Source organism: Corynebacterium sp. HMSC065H09 (assembly GCF_001812845.1).
Classification (GTDB): Bacteria; Actinomycetota; Actinomycetes; order Mycobacteriales; family Mycobacteriaceae; genus Corynebacterium; species Corynebacterium jeikeium_D.
On the sequence record NZ_KV810585.1, the window covers coordinates 93,183 to 108,668 of the forward strand.

16 protein-coding genes are annotated in these 15,486 nt (G+C 57.9%); 13 read left to right on the top strand and 3 right to left on the bottom strand.

Features of this window, described 5'->3' with window-relative positions; translation table 11 throughout:
* The first annotated feature begins 92 nt into the window (after nt 1–92).
* The 10 genes from atpB (at nt 93) to nucS (ending at nt 8,748) form a co-directional block, all read left to right on the top strand.
* Entirely contained in the window at nt 93–887 is a 795-nt protein-coding gene (gene atpB / locus HMPREF2878_RS04330; protein ID WP_016422455.1) for a F0F1 ATP synthase subunit A, read from the top strand.
* Nucleotides 888–1,028: 141 nt separating this feature from the next.
* Entirely contained in the window at nt 1,029–1,280 is a 252-nt protein-coding gene (locus tag HMPREF2878_RS04335; protein WP_016422456.1) for an ATP synthase F0 subunit C, read from the top strand.
* A gap of 32 nt (nt 1,281–1,312) precedes the next feature.
* Nucleotides 1,313–1,876 (top strand): F0F1 ATP synthase subunit B, encoded by a 564-nt coding sequence (locus tag HMPREF2878_RS04340; RefSeq protein WP_005509352.1) that lies wholly within the window; start codon nt 1,313–1,315, stop codon nt 1,874–1,876.
* 5 nt (nt 1,877–1,881) lie between these two features.
* On the top strand, nt 1,882–2,700 hold the full coding sequence (locus HMPREF2878_RS04345) for a F0F1 ATP synthase subunit delta (protein ID WP_070429330.1): 819 nt from the start codon (nt 1,882–1,884) through the stop codon (nt 2,698–2,700).
* A 54-nt stretch (nt 2,701–2,754) separates the two neighbouring features.
* The gene (atpA, locus tag HMPREF2878_RS04350) at nt 2,755–4,398 is read left to right on the top strand and encodes a F0F1 ATP synthase subunit alpha (protein ID WP_005509387.1); all 1,644 of its coding nucleotides are present in this window, start codon (nt 2,755–2,757) and stop codon (nt 4,396–4,398) included.
* Between the two features lie 53 nt (nt 4,399–4,451).
* Complete coding sequence (locus HMPREF2878_RS04355) at nt 4,452–5,432, top strand: F0F1 ATP synthase subunit gamma (protein ID WP_005509705.1); 981 nt, start codon at nt 4,452–4,454, stop codon at nt 5,430–5,432.
* Between the two features lie 2 nt (nt 5,433–5,434).
* Nucleotides 5,435–6,874 carry a F0F1 ATP synthase subunit beta gene (gene atpD / locus HMPREF2878_RS04360; protein ID WP_005509621.1) on the top strand — a complete coding sequence of 480 codons (1,440 nt, stop codon included), beginning with the start codon at nt 5,435–5,437 and terminating at the stop codon, nt 6,872–6,874.
* An 11-nt stretch (nt 6,875–6,885) separates the two neighbouring features.
* Entirely contained in the window at nt 6,886–7,257 is a 372-nt protein-coding gene (locus tag HMPREF2878_RS04365) for a F0F1 ATP synthase subunit epsilon (protein ID WP_016422459.1), read from the top strand.
* Between the two features lie 217 nt (nt 7,258–7,474).
* Nucleotides 7,475–7,978, top strand: coding sequence for a DUF2550 domain-containing protein (locus tag HMPREF2878_RS04370; RefSeq protein ID WP_016422460.1), 504 nt, complete (start codon nt 7,475–7,477; stop codon nt 7,976–7,978).
* Nucleotides 7,979–8,055: 77 nt separating this feature from the next.
* Nucleotides 8,056–8,748, top strand: a complete 693-nt coding sequence (gene nucS, locus HMPREF2878_RS04375; protein ID WP_005509457.1) for an endonuclease NucS — start codon at nt 8,056–8,058, stop codon at nt 8,746–8,748.
* Between the two features lie 364 nt (nt 8,749–9,112).
* On the opposite strand, the gene mce is transcribed toward nucS, so the two are convergent.
* Nucleotides 9,113–9,565: a methylmalonyl-CoA epimerase gene (mce, locus tag HMPREF2878_RS04380; RefSeq protein WP_005509354.1), complete on the bottom strand. Its 453-nt coding sequence runs from the start codon at nt 9,563–9,565 to the stop codon at nt 9,113–9,115.
* Between the two features lie 31 nt (nt 9,566–9,596).
* Between mce and HMPREF2878_RS04385 the strand changes: the two genes are divergently transcribed.
* Complete coding sequence (locus tag HMPREF2878_RS04385) at nt 9,597–9,902, top strand: thiamine-binding protein (protein WP_049172056.1); 306 nt, start codon at nt 9,597–9,599, stop codon at nt 9,900–9,902.
* A gap of 84 nt (nt 9,903–9,986) precedes the next feature.
* Nucleotides 9,987–11,036: a co-chaperone YbbN gene (locus HMPREF2878_RS04390; RefSeq protein ID WP_070595727.1), complete on the top strand. Its 1,050-nt coding sequence runs from the start codon at nt 9,987–9,989 to the stop codon at nt 11,034–11,036.
* Nucleotides 11,037–11,087: 51 nt separating this feature from the next.
* Here HMPREF2878_RS04390 and HMPREF2878_RS04395 read toward each other — a convergent pair whose 3' ends face one another.
* Complete coding sequence (locus HMPREF2878_RS04395) at nt 11,088–11,483, bottom strand: TIGR02611 family protein (RefSeq protein ID WP_016422463.1); 396 nt, start codon at nt 11,481–11,483, stop codon at nt 11,088–11,090.
* A gap of 333 nt (nt 11,484–11,816) precedes the next feature.
* On the opposite strand from HMPREF2878_RS04395, the gene HMPREF2878_RS04400 reads away from it, so the two are divergent.
* On the top strand, nt 11,817–12,989 hold the full coding sequence (locus tag HMPREF2878_RS04400) for a serine hydrolase (protein WP_049172060.1): 1,173 nt from the start codon (nt 11,817–11,819) through the stop codon (nt 12,987–12,989).
* 128 nt (nt 12,990–13,117) lie between these two features.
* On the opposite strand, the gene glgB is transcribed toward HMPREF2878_RS04400, so the two are convergent.
* Nucleotides 13,118–15,313, bottom strand: coding sequence for a 1,4-alpha-glucan branching protein GlgB (glgB, locus tag HMPREF2878_RS04405; RefSeq protein WP_070652909.1), 2,196 nt, complete (start codon nt 15,311–15,313; stop codon nt 13,118–13,120).
* Nucleotides 15,314–15,486 lie beyond the last annotated feature (173 nt).

A 15,486-nucleotide genomic window follows, 5' to 3' on the forward strand; every position in this document is an offset into this window, starting at 1 on the left:
GACACGTTAAATGACGTCCTTCGCACCGCTTGACAATAGTTCTAGCGGCCCAATCACGGGAGAGAACGCTGAGCGTTACAACACTTGCCGAGATGCGGGGTGAGTTTCACTCACCCAACTTGCAGGAGGAGTATTTCCCGGGTGAACAATTTGGCGACTTCATTCTAGGTGGCAGTGGCGACTGGTACGCCATGGACCGCCTGATGATTGTTCGTCTTTTGATGGCCGTGATCGTCGCCGTGTTCTTCGTCGTCGCAATGCGTCGTCCGAAGCTCGTGCCGACTGGTCTGCAGAACGTTGCGGAGTTGATGCTGGACTTCGTCCGCATCCACATCGCGGAGGAGATTCTGGGTAAGAAGGAGGGGCGTCGTTTCCTTCCGGTTCTGGCCACCATCTTCTTCCTTGTTATCTCGATGAATATTGCGGCTATTATTCCTGGCCTCAATATTTCGCCGAACGCCCGAATCGGTATGCCACTGGTTCTGGCCCTGTTCGCATACGTTGCCTTCATTTACGCGGGCTCGAAGAAGATGGGCTTCTTCAAGTTTGTGAAGTCGGCAGTCGTTATTCCGAACTTGCCACCGGTACTCCACCTCATCGTGGTGCCGATCGAGATTTTCTCCAACTTCGTTCTCCGCCCAGTTACGCTGACCATCCGTCTGATGGCCAACATGCTGGCGGGCCACATGGTTCTAGTCCTGCTTTTCGGTGCCACGAACTTCTTCTTCTGGCAGCTGAATGGTTGGACCGCCCTGTCCGGGTTGACCCTTGTCGCTGCGGTAGCATTCACGCTGTTCGAGATGCTGGTGATTTTCCTGCAGGCATACATCTTTGCCCTGCTGAGCGCCGTCTACATCGAACTGTCGCTGCACGCAGACGAGCACTAACCCATAACTAATGAGGCCGCAACTTCGGCAACAAGGCCTCGCAAATTTAATAGCAAGACCCACTTGACCCACAAAAGCCCCGGGCCTACTTAGAACAATCTTTAATCCGGGGCCATCCTTTAAGAAAGGGAACGGTTCATAATGAACGACGTCATCCTCTCCGCCCAGGACGCTGTCCAGGCTGTCGACACCAACGCTGGCCTGAAGACCATCGGTTACGGTCTGTCCACCCTGGGCCCGGGCCTCGGTATCGGCATCGTCGCCGGCAAGACCGTTGAGGGTATGGCACGCCAGCCTGAGATGGCCGGCCAGCTGCGTACCACCATGTTCCTGGGTATCGCCTTCACTGAGGCTCTCGCCCTGATCGGCCTGGTCGCAGGCTTCGTTTTCTAAGTCCGGACCTTCAAGCGGAGAACACGTAAACCATGACAGATTTCACCTTTTTGCTAGCGGCGGGTGACCTCCCGATGGGAGAGTCCATTAACCCGCTGCTGCCAAAGACCTATGACATCGTCTGGTCCGTTGTCCCGCTGGTAGTTATCCTGGTTCTCTTCTGGAAGCTCGTTCTTCCGAAGTTCCAGGAGGTCCTGACCGAGCGGGAGGACCGGATTGAGGGCGGCATTGAACGCGCTGAAGCTGCACAGGCTGAAGCCAAAGCCGCTCTGGAAAAGTACAACAGTCAGCTCGCAGAGGCCCGTACTGAAGCAGCAAAGATTCGCGACGAAGCCCGTGCACAGGGTCAGCGCATCATTGCAGACGCTACGACCAAGGCTAATGACGAGAGCGCACGAATCATCGAGTCCGGTGAGAAGCAGCTCGCTGCCCAGCGTGAGCAGGTAGTCGCAGAGCTGCGCAAGGAAATGGGCCAGAACTCCATCAATCTCGCTGAGCGCCTTCTGGGCGAGCAGCTTTCCGACGACGTTCGTAACTCGTCGACGATTGACAACTTCTTGTCCAACCTTGACACCGTGGCCCCGGCCGGAAAGTAGGCGACATGCACGCAGCAAGCCGCGAATCCCTGGCAGCCCTTAGCCAGCGACTGGACGCCGCTATCAGTGGCGACAATGTCGCTGTTGCTCAGGCTGCTCAGACTGGTTCCGAGCTTTTCGACATCGTCGAGGTCCTGGACTCCGACCGCGGCCTGCGTGTCGCTGTCGCCGACACCTCGGCGACTGCGGAACAGCGTTCCGGCCTTGTCCGGAGCCTGTTCGCGGGCAAGGTATCTGAGACGACTCTTAACCTCGTCGTGGATGCTGCCGCGCAGGTATGGTCCACCCCGCGTGAAATGCGTGAGGGTTTGGTAGAGCTGGGCCGTCGAGCCCTCCTTCGCTCTGCCGAAGGCCAGGGACAGCTTGAGACTGTTGAGTCTGAGCTGTTCCAACTGGGACACATCCTGGCTGAGCAGTCGCAGCTTGAACAGCTGCTGGCCGACAAGGCCGCAACCCCCGAAGCCAAGCGTGGGCTCCTCGCCTCTGTGCTGTACGGCAAGGTCACTTCCGTGACCGAAACCCTCGCACTGCAGGCTGTTGGCCGCCCATCCAAGCGCCCCGCGGACGACATTGACTCCCTGTCCCGGCTAGCCGCCGGCCTGCGGAACCACGTCGTCGCTCGCGTGACCAGTGCCACGGCCGTCTCTGACGAGCAAGAGCGAGCACTGGCGGACAAGCTCGGCCGAGTCTACGGCAAGGCGATGTCCATCCACACCGTGATCGATAAGTCGATTCTCGGTGGACTGGTCATCCGGGTTGGCGACGAGGTCATCGACGGTAGCCTTTCAACAAAGCTTGAGAAGCTGCGCGTCGGCCTCGGCTGACGGATGGTTTAGACGATTAATCACTGGAAGAATATTACCGAGAGCAGGAAGAACATGGCGGAGCTGACGATCTCCTCCGACGAGATCCGTAGCGCGATTGCGAACTACACCTCGAGCTACTCCCCGGAGGCCTCCCGCGAGGAGGTTGGCGTTGTTATCAGTGCAGCTGATGGTATCGCCCAGGTTTCGGGAATGCCGTCGGTCATGACGAATGAGCTTCTGGAGTTCCCGGGCGGCGTTATTGGCGTCGCTCAGAACCTCGACACCGACAAGGTCGGCGTTGTGGTGCTGGGTAACTTCGAGTCGCTTAAAGAGGGTGACGAGGTAAAGCGGACGGGTGACGTCCTTTCGATTCCGGTCGGGGACAAGTTCCTCGGTCGCGTAATTAACCCCCTGGGCCAGCCGATTGACGGCCTGGGCGACATTGAGGCTGAAGAGGACCGCGTCCTCGAGCTGCAGGCACCGACCGTGCTGCAGCGTCAGCCGGTTGAAGAGCCGATGGCTACTGGTATTAAGGCCATCGACGCAATGACCCCAATTGGTCGTGGTCAGCGTCAGTTGATCATTGGTGACCGTAAGACCGGTAAGACCGCGGTCTGCCTGGACACCATCTTGAACCAGAAGGCTAACTGGGAGTCCGGTGACCCGAGCAAGCAGGTGCGATGCATCTACGTTGCTATCGGTCAGAAGGGCTCCACCATTGCTGGTGTGCGCCAGACCCTCGAGGAGCAGGGCGCACTCGAGTACACCACTATCGTTGCTGCCCCGGCGTCGGATGCCGCAGGCTTCAAGTGGCTTGCACCATTCGCAGGCGCCGCACTGGGTCAGCACTGGATGTACCAGGGCAAGCACGTCCTGGTCATTTACGATGATCTGACTAAGCAGGCAGAGGCATACCGTGCCATCTCGCTGCTGCTGCGTCGCCCGCCGGGACGCGAAGCTTACCCGGGTGACGTCTTCTACCTCCACTCCCGTCTGCTGGAGCGTGCTGCGAAGCTCTCCGACGACATGGGTGCAGGCTCGCTGACCGCACTGCCGATCATCGAGACCAAGGCAAACGACGTGTCGGCCTTCATTCCGACCAACGTCATTTCCATTACCGACGGCCAGGTCTTCCTCGAGTCCGACCTGTTCAACCAGGGTGTCCGCCCGGCTATTAACGTCGGTGTGTCGGTTTCCCGTGTTGGTGGTGCCGCACAGACCAAGGGCATGAAGAAGGTTTCCGGTAACCTGCGTCTGGACCTCGCGTCCTACCGCGACCTGGAAGCATTCGCAATGTTCGCATCCGACCTGGACGATGCCTCCAAGCGTCAGCTGGAGCGCGGTCAGCGTCTGGTTGAGCTGCTGAAGCAGAAGGAAAACCACCCGCAGCCGGTCGAGTACCAGATGACCTCCATCTACCTCGCTGGCGAGGGCGAATTCGACGATGTCCCGGTTGAGGACGTCCGTCGCTTCGAGGCCGAGCTGCTTGAGCACCTGCAGGACACTCAGCCTGCAGTCTTCGAGCAGATTGACGGCGGCGTCGCCTTCTCTGACGAGTCCAAGGCTGCTCTGAAGTCCGCTACCGCTAACTTCAAGAAGTCCTTCCAGACTTCTGAGGGCGCACCGCTGGCTTCCGAGGCTCCGGTCGAGGCACTCGACGAGGGCGAGCTCAAGAAGCAGCAGATTACGGTCTCCCGCAAGACTGCCCAGAACTAGGCAGGTTGAGCTACTCAATGACCGTTTTCGCAATTGAAGGGAGGGAATAGGACATGGCGAATCTTCGTGAACTTCGAGCCCGAATCAAGTCGGTGAACTCGACCAAGAAGATCACCAAGGCCCAGGAGCTTATCGCAACCTCGCGCATTACTAAGGCGCAGCGTCGCGTAGCAGACTCCCAGCCGTACGCCGACGAAATCGAGAAGGTCATCGGACGTCTCGCATCGGCTTCGTCGTTGGATCACCCGATGCTCGTAAAGCGTGAGGGTAACCAGCGTGTTGCAGTCCTGGTTGTCACCAGTGACCGCGGCATGTGTGGCGGCTACAACCACAACGTCCTGAAGAAGGCTGCAGAACTGCGTACCGCTCTGGAAGAGCAGGGGCATGAGGTCGTTCTCTACGTGACTGGCCGTAAGGGCACCGACTACTACGACTTCCGTGGTGTCGAGCTCGCCGGTACGTGGGAGGGCTTCTCCCAGGATCCGGACTACGCCGCAACCCACGACGTGCGTCGTCACCTCATTGATGGTTTCAACGCTACGGCCGAGGGCACTGCCAAGTACCGCGAAGGCCTGCGTGGCACCAACGGCGAGGCCGTTCAGGGCTTCGACCAGGTCCACGTTGTCTACACGGAATTCGTGTCCATGCTTTCTCAGATTCCGCGTGCACACCAGATGCTCCCGATTGAGCCTGTGTACGAGGATGTCGAGATTGCTCAGGGCGAGGACATGCTGTCCGATGGATCAGATGACCTCAAGCCGGACTATGAATTCGAGCCTGATGCAGACACCCTGTTGGCAGAGCTTCTGCCGCAGTACGTGTCCCGCACTCTGTTCGCAGTGATGCTCGAGGCCGCTGCCTCTGAGTCCGCTGCCCGTCGTAACGCTATGAAGTCCGCGACGGACAACGCTACCGAGCTGGTCAAGGACCTCTCGCGTGTTGCTAACCAGGCACGTCAGGCACAGATTACCCAGGAAATCACAGAAATCGTCGGTGGCGCCGGTGCGCTCGACGACAGCGGAGAAAGTGACTAGATATGAGCACAGCTCTAAGTGAGCAGAACACCACCACGGCTGTGGGCCGTGTTGTGCGTGTCATCGGTGCCGTCGTCGACGTGGAGTTCCCGCGTAACGAACTGCCGGCACTTTACAACGCGCTGACCGTGGAAGTTACCCTTCCTTCGGTCGCCAAGACCATTGTCCTCGAGACTGCACAGCACCTCGGTGACAACATGGTTCGTACCATTGCTATGGCTCCGACCGACGGCCTGGTCCGCGGTGCAGAGGTCAAGGACACCGGTAAGCCGATTTCGGTTCCGGTTGGTGACGTCGTCAAGGGTCACGTCTTTAACGCAATGGGCGACTGCCTGGATGAGCCGGGCCTGGGTCGCGATGGTGAGCAGTGGGGCATCCACCGTGAGCCGCCGGCCTTCGACCAGCTCGAGGGCAAGACCGAGATTCTGGAAACCGGTATTAAGGTCATCGACCTGCTGACCCCGTACGTTAAGGGCGGCAAGATTGGTCTGTTCGGTGGTGCCGGTGTCGGTAAGACCGTTCTGATCCAGGAGATGATTACTCGTATTGCACGCGAGTTCTCCGGTACTTCGGTCTTCGCCGGTGTTGGTGAGCGTACCCGTGAGGGCACCGACCTCTTCCTGGAAATGGAAGAGATGGGCGTTCTCCAGGACACCGCCCTCGTCTTCGGCCAGATGGACGAGCCTCCGGGAGTCCGTATGCGCGTCGCGCTGTCGGGTCTGACCATGGCAGAGTACTTCCGCGATGTTCAGCACCAGGACGTGCTGCTCTTCATTGACAACATCTTCCGTTTCACCCAGGCCGGTTCTGAGGTTTCGACCCTGCTGGGTCGTATGCCTTCCGCCGTGGGTTACCAGCCGACCCTGGCTGACGAGATGGGTGTTCTGCAGGAGCGCATTACGTCCACCAAGGGCCGTTCGATTACCTCTCTGCAGGCCGTCTACGTGCCTGCCGATGACTACACCGACCCGGCTCCGGCAACGACCTTCGCCCACCTCGATGCAACCACCGAGCTCGACCGCTCGATTGCATCGAAGGGTATTTACCCGGCAGTGAACCCGCTGACTTCGACTTCTCGTATCCTCGAGCCGTCGATCGTCGGTGAGGAGCACTACCGCGTTGCTCAGCAGGTTATTAACATCCTGCAGAAGAACAAGGAACTCCAGGACATCATCGCCATCCTCGGTATGGACGAGCTGTCTGAGGAGGACAAGGTGACCGTGCAGCGTGCACGTCGTATCCAGCGATTCTTGGGTCAGAACTTCTTCGTTGCTGAGAAGTTCACGGGTCTGCCTGGTTCGTACGTCCCGCTGAAGGACACCATCGTTGCCTTCGACCGCATCTGCAAGGGCGACTTCGACAACTACCCGGAGATGGCCTTCGACGGCCTGGGTGGCCTCGACGATGTCGAGAAGAAGTACGCTGAAATGCAGAAGAAGTAAGGGGCATCCTCATGGCTGAAATCACCGCTGAACTGGTTGCCGTTGAGCGACCGCTCTGGAAGGGCAAGGCCACCTTGGTCTCTGCCCAGACCACCGAGGGTGAGATCGGCGTGCTGCCCGGACACCAGCCGTTGCTTGGCCAGCTGGTCAACAACGGCACGGTGACCATCAAGACCGCAGACGGCAAGGTTCTTGTCGCTTCGGTACAGGGTGGGTTCATTTCCGTGTCTACCTCGAAGGTTTCGATCCTCGCGGATAAGGCAATCTGGGCTGACGAGGTTAACCTCTCCGAGGCCGAGTCCAACCTGACTTCGGATGACCCTGCAGTAAAGGCACAGGCTGAGTCGGAGGTCCGCGCGGCTCGTCGCGCTTCCACCAACTAGTCTTTTCGCCTGAACATCCGGTCGCACGACCGTATTCTTCCTGCTTCTTTAAACGGGGCGGGGAGCTCGCAAGAGAAATCTTGCCAGCTTCCCGCCCCGTTTTTCTTAGTTATTTTTCATGTCAGTGCAACAATCGGGTAGGGTTTGTAAAAAGCCTCTAAAGCGCTTTTGAACCAAGGTTCGTCGTCTATTCACCCGGATGCGAGGCTGGCAGATAGTGTTTTCAAGCGTAACCATGATGTCAATCATGTTCATGATTATCGGTGCGATGTTGATCGTCGGCGGGGTCCTTGCCCTGTGGCGTTTCGCCAGCCTGCATGCAAAAGGTACTCCTGTTATTGCTCGTCGCCTTCCTGCAGGTGATGGCAGTCATTGGCGCCATGGTGTCATTGTTTATTCAGAGTCGACGTTGAAGATGTACAAGCTACGTTCGCTGCGTCCTGGCTGTGATGCCGAATTTGCCCGTCACGATGTCACTATTGTGGATCGCCGAGATCCGACTGACATCGAGGCGGGTTTTTTCGCGCCCGGGCTTCGGGTAGTCAGGATTAAAACGGGGAAAAATACCGAATGGGAGTTTGCCGTGGACTCGTCCTCGGACACTGCGCTGGTGGCGTGGGTGGAGTCGAAGCCGTCGTCACGCCAGACTCGTGAGTTTCCTACAGATATTGAGCGACGTTTCCGTTCGGCTTATAACCGTGGCCGGGGAAGTCAGTACTAGTCTCTTACGACAGGCTATTGCTAAGGCTCTAGTGGGTATTGTTTTCTCCCGCGCGGCAGTCACGTTAGGGTAGGGGAATGCGCCTTGTGATTGCTGAATGCACTGTTGACTATGTCGGTCGCTTGAATGCCCATCTGCCTCATGCCCCGCGCTTGCTGTTGGTGAAAGCAGATGGGTCAGTTTCTGTGCATGCCGACGACCGTGCATATAAGCCTCTGAACTGGATGACACCGCCGTGCACGCTGACGGAGAAGGATATTCTCGACGAGTCGGGGGAAGACACTGGTGAAAAGCTCTGGGTCGTTGAGAATAAGAAGGGCGAGCAACTTCGTATCACTATCGGCAAGGTGCTGGCTGATAGCACGTACGAACTGGGAGAGGACCCTGGCCTGGAGAAGGACGGGGTAGAAGCGCATCTACAGGAACTGCTTGCAGATCAGTTCACAACGTTTGGCGAGGGCTACACCCTGATTAGGCGCGAATACCCAACCCCGATCGGACCGGTGGACCTGCTTGGCCGCGATGAAAACGGCGCCACCGTTGCAGTCGAGGTTAAGCGTCGGGGCGGTATCGATGGCGTTGAGCAGCTAACCCGTTACTTGGAGATGCTGAACCGCGATGAGCTGCTGGCACCGGTGGAAGGGATTTTTGCTGCCCAGGAGATTAAGCCACAGGCCAAGACTCTGGCAGAGGATCGTGGGATTCGCTGTGTGACCGTGGATTACGACGCCCTGCGTGGCCTGGAGTCCAATGAATTGCGGTTGTTCTAGCCATGCCTAGGCGAAACCACAAGCGGCGCGGTAATCAACGAGGCAACCAACGCGGCGGGCGTAATAACCACGGCCAGAATCGCGGCAGCCTGCCCACATTTGGCAGTTCTTTCCAAAACACCCGCACTGAATCTGGGCCTGCTGGTTGGCAGGACGTGGACTTTGCGGTGCGTAACATCAGCGCTGGACAGTCGAACAAGGTTTATCGCTGTCCAGGGTGCGACCAGGAAATCATGCCCGGGACCTCGCACATCGTAGCTTGGCCGCAGGATTATGGTGCAGGCGCCGATGACCGGCGCCATTGGCACACTAACTGCTGGCGCAACAGAGCTCACCGCACTATCACGCGCCGCTGGGGATAGATTTACTTAGCCGGCTCAACGAGCTCCAGCAGGACGCCACCGGCATCCTTCGGGTGGATGAAGTTGATGCGCGAACCTGCGGTACCGATCTTCGGCTCCGGATACAGCACCCGGGTGCCCTGCTCCTTCAGGTGCGCCATCAGCGCCTCCAGATCAGTGACACGAACTGCGTACTGCTGGATTCCTGGACCCTTCTTGTCCAGGTACTTTGCAATCGTGGACTGGTCATTCAGTGGCGCGAGAATCTGAACCAGAGTGCCACCTTCAACCTTGTCGGCCGGGCCGACCATGGCCTCGTGGACACCCTGCTCTTCATTGACTTCATCGTGGTAGTTGATGAAACCAAGGTTTGCGCGGTACCACTCGATAGCGGCATCAAAATCCGGGACTGCGACGCCGACGTGATCAACAGCGACTACGTACTTATGGGGAACGGGAATCTGTGTCTCACTCATAGTTCCCAGGGTACTCGCTATTATCGGCGCCATGATTGTCGCATTTTCTGTTGCCCCCACTTTCTCCGATCCTGAGCAGGGAATGGCTGAGGCTGTTGCTGAAGCCGTGCGTGTTGTGCGCGAATCTGGCCTGCCCAACGAGACCAATGCCATGTTCACCCTTGTTGAAGGCGAATGGGATGAGGTGATGGATGTCATTAAGCGAGCCACGGAAGCAGTCAGCCGTGTCAGTCCGCGTACTTCTCTGGTCATCAAAGCGGACATTCGCAACGGATATACCGGGCAGCTGCGTGCGAAAGTGGATGCGGTCGAGGATGCGCTGAAAGCCACCGACTAGTCTCTTGTTCGGATTGGACACGTAGGCTCTACATAGGTCTTTACATAGGCTTTACGACGACACTGGAGAGGAACCCCTTTGACGATGCCAGCTGGACATGGTCACGCACATGGCCATTCTCATGGTCACTCGCATGGAGCACACGGTCACCGCGAGTGCTCGACTCCGCCGCCACCACCCGGCACGGTTGATTTGGAGCAGCTCCACCAGCGCGCCGAAGCCGAACGTAAGCGCCGAGAGGAGATCGAGCGGGCAACCAGTGATCAGGGAAATGGGCTTCCTCCTGTAGTTGAGATTGTCCCGCAGACCCTTGAGGCAGAAGTCGTTCTGCGCTCGGAGCAGGTCCCGGTTATTGTCTTGATCGGCATGGCTGGAGCAGCTGATTCGTTGCGTCTTCGGGCTGAGCTAGAAGGCATGGCCCGTGAGGCTAATTTGAACTGGATCCTGGCGTGGGCAGATGCTGAGGAGCATCCGCAGCTGGCCCAGGCATTCGGTGTGCAGGCAGTGCCGACAGTCACGGCTGTGGCTATGGGCAGTCCCATTGGCATGTTTGTCGGCGAGAAAACCAGGGATTGGCTGGAGCAGTGGCTGGCGCAGGTTATGGAGGCCACTCGGGGTCGTCTCAAGGGGTTGCCGGCGGGAACTCGTATGGCTGGGGAGGGCAGCGGGCCGGAGGCTCCGGAGCCGACTGACTTCTTCGGCAATCCCGTACCCACCGATGACCCGCGTTTGGAGCAGGCTGAAGAGTTGCTCGAGGAGGGCGATTTCGACGGAGCGTTGGAGCTGTATGACGCTATGCTGCAGTCCGAGCCCGCAAATCAGGGGCTGAAGCGCGCTCACGCGAATGTGTCCTTCTTCGCCCGCGCTGCCAAAATCGATCGCAGCGCAGATCCAATTGCAAAGGCCGACGCTGCGCCGAAGGACGTCGCGCTCGCCCTCGATGCCGCGGATGTCACGATGCTTGTCGACGATCCAGCGAAGGCGCTCGATCGTTTGTTGAAGTTGCTCCCGCAGGTGTTTGGCGATGACCGTGAGGCCATCAAGTCGCGTCTACTAGAGCTGCTTGTGCTATTCGATACCGCAGATCCAGTGGCATTGGATGCACGCCGGAGGATGGCTAGCGCACTGTACTAGGAGTACTGGACTAGGGGCACTGTACTAGGAGCCTGGAAAGCGCTCAGGCTCCTAGCTTGAAGCGTCGGTGTATGGCCAGTCATCCGGAGCCATGAAGTAGTAGACGCTGCCCATTACAGCGGCCATAAACGCCATTAGCAACAGGAAAAGTGTTGCTTTCATTGCCACATGACGCTCCGCATACCAGGCGTAAAAGGCGTCCAATTTTGCTGCCAACCAGATGTTCAGGCGACGTGTCGGCGGATGCACCAACGAGAGAATTCCCAGTGCAACAAAGATGCAGAGCCATCCGGGAGCAGGAGTTGGCAAAATGATAATGCCAACAATGAGCAATACGAAGCCTGCGACGAGAAGAACCGGGGAGAGTACCGGCCCATACCAGGTGTTGCGCATATGGGCATGGCGAATCTGCATGCGGTCCATCAAGCGATGTACCTTTTCCTTCATTGCGATTCACTTCCTCCGATTTTCGGTGCCGTGCGCTATTTCTAGCAGCGGTCTCGGACGAGGCATCGTTGAAGCATTAAGCATCAAATGTGCAGCTCAACTGCCTGGGTGCACCGTTGGACATTGATTCTTTTAATCATGTCTATATTTAATCCATTGTTGCACAAAAGCTGCGCCCCAGTGCAACGAGATTTTTCGGAAGGTGGTAATCTTCCAACAGTTCTCAGTGGTTTACAGCAGTTACCACTGCATCTCATCCACCTGTTCACCTCAGACAGTTCATACTGCGCTAGGTGCCTTTGGTCTTCAGTTTTCTGCAGCCAGGAGTTTTGCATGCGACTTCGCCCCAAAGCCCTTCGCGCTACTTCCGCCTCGGTCATTGTTGCGCTTTCGGCCTCGACTCTGTTGGCGGGGTGCACCATCGATGTCCCAAGCACCACCGGGTCCAAGGCCACCACTGCTACCACAAAACCTAATGCTCCAGATAACGGTTGGGATGCTTCCGAGGAAGTCACCTGGTCTGATGCACAGGACGTCCTCGATACTGCGGCTAAGAGTTTCTCCGACAACTATGGCATTGATTTAGGTGTCTATTTGCGTGTCATTGACGGTCCATACAAAGGGCTCACGGCGTCGGTAGGCGAGGATACGAAGGAGTACTCCGCATCGACCATCAAGGCTCCGTTAGTGGTTACTGCGCTGAAGAAATTCGGCGATGACCTAGACAAGACGGTGACGGTCGATTGGGACAATGGTGTTGGCGGAAGCGTGATTGGCCCTGGCCAATACACGCTCGACGGGCTGTTGCAGTACGTGATGCGGTATTCGGACAACACCGCGGCGAATGGGTTGATTGACGCTGTCGCTGGTTTCGACGAGGTCAACAAAACCATCAAGGAAGCCGGTGTTGATGACAAGCGCTACCACCTGGGCAACAAGTTCAACATCCCCAATCCCAGCGGTGATCGGTCCTGGTTTACTCCCTCTCAAGCTGCGCTGTTCATGGCACGTCTCCAGGAAGTGGCCGATGGCACCTCAAAGCACAACTTCATTACCAAGGACACGGCACAAACTGCATTGACCTACCTCACTTACGGTGGTTCGCAGAAGTTTGTGATGTACGTCGGCTCCGCAGTCCAGAAGACCGGTGACACTGCCGAGGGCGTTAATGACCACGGTATTTTGTACACCGCAGCCGGACCCATCGCTTACGCCATTACGACGCGCTTTGATGAGGTGCCGCTCAATGAGCTTACCGACGGCCTGCTCGGCCAGCTGGGTTCCCAAATAGCCCCGCTTCTGCCGGATTACAATCGCCTTGGTAAGGATGGCAAGCCACTGACTGCCAAGCAGGCTGCGACGTGGAGCGCGGATGAGGATGGCGACGGCATTCCGGATCGCATCGGAACCGACAGCATGGATGGATCCGCGTACACCGATGATTCAGATTCTGCGAATTACAACGAATCTTTGGAACCTGACTGGTTCAATCCGTTCCGAGGATAAAACCTGGATACGCTCCCCAAAACAAAATTGCCCGTGTGTCAGGTTTTCAGGAGGAAACTCAGATCACTGAAAACCGTGCAGCACGGGCAATTCCTATGTGATTGTCTTTTGTTTGGCTGGATTCGGGACTAGCCCTGCCACTTCAGCCAAACGGCGGTGTTGGCCGGCAGCACCAAATCAATCGAGTGAGCCTGGCCGTTCCAACCGTGCTCGACCGCGGTCACAGTACCGTTTTCACCGTAGCCGGAGCCCTCGTAACGCGATGCGTTTGTGTTCAGAATCTCCGTCCATTGGCCACCGCGCGGTACGCCAATCTTGTAGATTTCCTGCGTGGTTCCCGACAGGTTATAGACGCAGGCGACGACCGAGTCATCGGTGCCGTAACGGACAAAGGACACAACATTGTTTGTGGAATCATCCGCGTTAATCCACTGGAAGCCCTCTGGGCGGTCATCCTGGGTGTAGAACGCTGGGTTTTCCTTGTAGATGGCGTTGATGTCCTTAACCAGCAGCTGAATGCCGCGGTGGAATTCGCCGCTCCAACCTTCGAGGTTGTCCCAAGCCACAGACTCGTCGTGGTTCCACTCGTGGTTCTGGCCAAGATCCTGACCCTGGAATAGAAGCTGCTTGCCCGGGTGTGCCCACATGAAGGTCAGGAAAGTACGTAGGCCTGCGGCCTTATCCCAATCGCCGCCCGGCATGCGCTCCCACAGCGAGCCCTTGCCGTGCACGACCTCGTCGTGGCTAATCGGCAGAATGAACTCTTCCGAGTAGGCGTAGACCATAGCGAAAGTGAGCTCATGGTGGTGGTAGGAGCGGTAAATCGGCTCCTTGCTGAAGTACTCCAGCGTGTCATTCATCCAGCCCATGTTCCACTTCATAGAGAAGCCCAAGCCACCGTGTTCGGTAGGTGCGGTCACCCCCGGCCAAGAAGTGGATTCTTCGGCCACGGTGAGGAAGCCCGGGTTGTGCTTGTGTACAGTGGCGTTGAATTCCTGCAGGAACTGAACAGCATCGAGGTTTTCACGACCACCGTACTGGTTCGGCAGCCACTCGCCTTCATTGCGGGAGTAGTCCAGGTACAGCATGGAAGCCACTGCGTCGACGCGTAGACCGTCGATGTGGAACTCTTCTGCCCAGTACAGTGCGTTGGCGTAGAGGAAGTTGCGTACCTCGTTGCGGCCGAAGTCGAAAACGTAGGTGCCCCAGTCGCGCTGCTCGCCGCGGCGCCAGTCCGGGTGCTCGTAGCAAGCCGTGCCATCGAAGCGGGCAAGTGCGAACTCGTCCTTCGGGAAGTGCCCCGGAACCCAGTCCATGATGACACCGATGCCAGCGGCGTGGAAGGCATCAACTAGACCGCGGAACTGATCTGGGGTGCCGAAGCGGCTGGTCGGAGCGTAGTAGCCGGAAACCTGATAACCCCAGGAACCGGTGAACGGGTGCTCACATACTGGCATGAACTCCACGTGGGTGTAGCCCATGTCGACCACGTAGCGCACCAGCTTCTCCGCCATAACTTCGTAGCTCAGGCCCTGCTTCCAGGAACCCAAGTGGACCTCGTAGATAGAGATGGGCTCTTCGGTCCAGTCAGTGTTGGCGCGCTTTTCCATCCACGCTTGGTCACCCCAGGCGTAGTCAGAGGTCGCAACAATCGACCCGGTAGCCGGTGGGAGCTCAGCAGCACGCGCCATAGGGTCGGCCTTATCGCGGCGCTGTCCCTCCGGTGTCGTGATCGCGAACTTGTAGACTTCGCCCTCACCCACACCCGGGATGAACAGCTCCCAGATACCTGCGCCACCCATAGAGCGCATTGGGTACTGCGCGCCGTTCCACATACAGAAGTCACCGACCACGGCGACGCCGCGTGCGTTCGGAGCCCAGACCGTAAACGAGGTGCCTTCGACCGTACCCAGCTCTGTGTCGTAACTGCGAAGGTGAGCACCGAGAACCTTCCACAGTTCCTCATGACGTCCCTCGCCGATTAGGTGTAGGTCACCAGCGCCGATAGTGGGGAGGAAACGGTAGCCGTCGGCACGCTCTACGGTCTCGCCGGAGTCCCACGTAATGCGCAGACGGTAGTCGAAGTCATCGCCGCCGGGGACGAGGGCGGTGAAGAAACCGTCGCCCAGGTTCTCCGCTTCAAACTCGCCGCGAGTGCTGACGACAGTAACTGCCTGTGCGCCGAAGACCCTCGTGCGAATAACCGTGTCACCGTCCACGACGTGTGCGCCGTAGATGCTGTGCGGATCGTGATGGGTGCAGTAGCGCAGGCGATCCATATCGCCGGAATCAATTGCGAGGCGGGGATCTGTGTGGGCTCCCATGGAAGGTCCTTCCGAAGCGTTTCTAGGTAGGTGAATGTGAAGTTGTTGAGTTCAGTTCTAAAGAAATAGAGGGAGGTAGGGGACAGTGGGCTGCTAACTCACCCGCCAGCCTAACGACGAATCGTTGCGACAGTGGTCAGGTCAGCGGCCCACTAACCCCGAAAGTTCCCAGC